Source organism: Nonomuraea sp. NPDC049141 (assembly GCF_040648415.1).
In the GTDB taxonomy this organism is placed as follows: domain Bacteria; phylum Actinomycetota; class Actinomycetes; order Streptosporangiales; family Streptosporangiaceae; genus Nonomuraea.
The window spans coordinates 1-2,736 of sequence record NZ_JBEZDR010000114.1 but is presented as its reverse complement, the minus strand read 5'-3'; the positions used below and the strand labels follow the sequence as shown (position 1 = coordinate 2,736).

The 2,736-nt window shown below is 70.8% G+C and carries 3 protein-coding genes; 2 read left to right on the top strand and 1 reads right to left on the bottom strand.

Annotated elements, in window-relative coordinates; genetic code table 11:
- Positions 1 to 104: 104 nt before the first annotated feature.
- Both AB0B91_RS64860 and AB0B91_RS64855 read left to right on the top strand, forming a co-directional pair.
- A complete protein-coding gene (locus AB0B91_RS64860) occupies positions 105 to 1,358 on the top strand; it encodes a potassium transporter TrkG (protein WP_358342967.1) in 1,254 nt (417 codons plus the stop codon).
- Positions 1,348 to 2,019, top strand: a complete 672-nt coding sequence (locus AB0B91_RS64855) for a TrkA family potassium uptake protein (protein WP_088998282.1) — start codon at positions 1,348 to 1,350, stop codon at positions 2,017 to 2,019. Before AB0B91_RS64860 ends, AB0B91_RS64855 begins: the two co-directional genes overlap by 11 nt.
- Positions 2,020 to 2,030: 11 nt before the next feature.
- Here AB0B91_RS64855 and AB0B91_RS64850 read toward each other — a convergent pair.
- Positions 2,031 to 2,736: cellulose binding domain-containing protein (locus AB0B91_RS64850; protein WP_358342964.1), on the bottom strand; the 706-nt coding region annotated here is incomplete at its 5' end.

Sequence of the window (2,736 nt, the reverse complement as noted above, 5' to 3'; positions counted from 1 at the left end):
CCGATCTTGGACAGCGTATGCAGTGCCTGGCTTCGTGCCTGCCCGCGCTCCGAGCGGAGTTCCTTGAGGACCTCTGGAACCGTCATGGATGCTGATGTCTGCTGATGCTGCCCTGGGCCACCAGCGAGTACCGGCACACCCCCTTCGTGACCGCCCTGTTCACCGCCACGTCGGCGGTCTCGGTCACCGGGATGGCGGTCGTGGACACCCCGAACTACTGGAACGAGTTCGGCCTCGCGATGATCACCGTCCTCACCCAGGTCGGCGGCCTCGGCATCGTGACCGGGGCGACCCTCGTGATCCTCGTGGTGGCCCGGCGGCTGGGGCTGCGCAGCCGGCTGCTGGTGCAGGCCGAGACGGCCGAGTTCGGCATCGGCGACGTACGCCGGCTGCTGTTGCGCATCGCCGGCCTCGCGTTGGTCTGCGAGGCGATCATCACCGCGATCCTGACCGCCCGCCTGTGGCTCACCTACGACTACCCGTTCGGCCGGGCCCTCTGGGGCAGCCTCTTCCACGCAGTGCAGGCCTTCAACAACGGCGGTTTCGCCCTCTACACCGACAGCCTGGTCGCCTTCTCGACCGACGCCTGGGTCACGGTGCCGCTCTCGATCGGCACCATCGTCGGCGGGCTCGGCTTCCCGGCGCTGTTCGAGGCCGTACGCGAGTGGCGGCAGCCGACCCGCTGGGCGGTCGCCACCAAGCTGACCGTCTGGGGCAGCGTGACGCTGTTGGTGGTGGGCTTCCTCGGCCTGCTGGCCATCGAGTGGTCCAACCCGCGCACCCTCGGCATCTACACCTGGTCGGACAGGTTCCTGGTGACGTTCGCCCAGAACGCGTTCATCCGCACCGGGGGCTTCAACGTCGTCGACGTGGACAGCCTGGAGGAGGAGAGCTATCCCCTGATCATCGCGCTGATGTTCATCGGCGGCGGCAGCGCCAGCACGGCCGGCGGGATCAAGGTGACCACCTTCTTCCTGCTCGCCTTCGTCATGTGGGCCGAGCTGCGGGGGGAGCCGGACGTGACGGTCGGGCACCGCCGGGTGGCCACCGCCAGCCAGCGGCAGGCCATCACGGTCGCGCTGCTCAGCCTCGCGTTGGTGGCCTGCGGCACGGTGGTGCTGATCTTCCTCACCGAGGGGGTCCCCCTCTACGCCGCGCTGTTCGAGGTGACCTCGGCGCTCACCACCACCGGCCTCAGCGTCGGGGTCGCCGCGTCGCTGCCGGAGAACGGCCAGATCGCCCTGATCATTCTCATGTTCGTCGGCCGGATCGGGCCGCTGACCCTCGGGTCGGCGATCGCCCTGAACACCCGGCGACGGCTGTACCGCTACCCGGAGGAGCAACCCATTGTCGGCTAGGCGGAAGACGGACGAGGGCAGCGTGGTGGTGGTCGGACTGGGCCGGTTCGGGTGCCACCTCTCCGGCGCGTTGACCGCGCTGAACCACGAGGTGCTGGCCATCGACCGCAACCCGGACCAGGTGCAGCGGTGGTCTGCGCAGCTCGACCGCGTCGTGCAGGCCGACGCCACCGAGGAGGGGGCGCTGCGCCAGCTCGGCGTGGCGGACTTCGGCCGGGCGGTGGTCGCCATCGGTGCCTCGGTGGAGGCCAGCGTGCTGACCGTGCTGGCGCTGGCCGACCTGGGCGTACCACAGATCTGGGCGCGGGCCACCTCGACGAAGCACGCCAAGATCCTGGACTCGGTCGGCGCGCACCACGTGGTCTTCCCCGAGGCGGAGACCGGCGAACGGGTGGCCCACCTGATCGTCAGCCGGATGCTCGACTTCATCGAGTTCGGCGACGACTTCGCCATCGCCAAGGTGTGCACCCCGGAGACGATGATCGGCCGACCGCTCGGGGAGCTGACCCCCACCGAGCGCTACGGGGTGCGGGTGGTGGGCGTGAAGCTGCCCGGTGAACGTTTTCGGTACGCCACGGACGCCACCGTGGTCGCCCCCGGCAGCATGCTGATCGTCGAGGGGGACATCGGGCAGGTGCAACGGTTCGCGGAACTCAGCTGACCCCGGCGGGCTCAGTCATCGTCGTCGTCATCGTCCCTTTCCGTGTCCCTTTCCCTTTCCGTTTCCTGGCTTACTTTTTTTCCACCACCCGACCCCTTGCCCTTGCCGGAGTTGCCGGACTTGGCCTTCGACCCGGCGGAGCTGCCGCCCGAACTTCCGGCGGACGTGCCGGCCTTCTTCGTCGGTGCCTTCGTGGTGGGGGCCTTCGTGGGTGCGACGGCGGGCGCCGCGCCGGCCACCCCGGAGACCTGCGCCCCGCAGGCCTCGTCGCCGAGGCGGAACTCCAGCGGCAGCGGGTTGAGGCCCGTGTGCCGCCCGGTCAGGGTGAGCTTCTCCGACGCGCCGGGGGCCAGCGCGGCGCGCTGCGGGGCGGGCTGCACGACCACCGTGCTCCCCTGCTGGCGTACGGGGGCGGGCGTCGCCTTCGTCACCGTCTGCTGGCCGGGGAAGGTGAAGCTCAGCCGCCAGTCCCGCAGCTCCCGCGCGCCCGTGTTGGTCAGGGTCAGCTCGGCGGCGAAGTCCTTGCCGGAGTCCGTACGCAGCGCGTACACGACCCGGCAGGGCGGGGTCGTCGGCGCCTGCGCGCCCATCCGCGCCTGGGTGGGCTGGTCGATGCCCCCGCTGGCCGGGCTGCGGGAGGTGAAACCCCACAGCCCCGCCGTCACCGCCACCAGGCCGGCGGCGGCCACCCCCGCCTCGATCCGCCGGCGTCGGGTC

What these genes read in the sequence shown, in the direction of transcription:
- AB0B91_RS64860 (WP_358342967.1), top strand. Translation starts at nt 105, where the DNA reads ATGCTGCCCTGGGCCACCAGCGAGTACCGGCACACCCCCTTCGTGACC.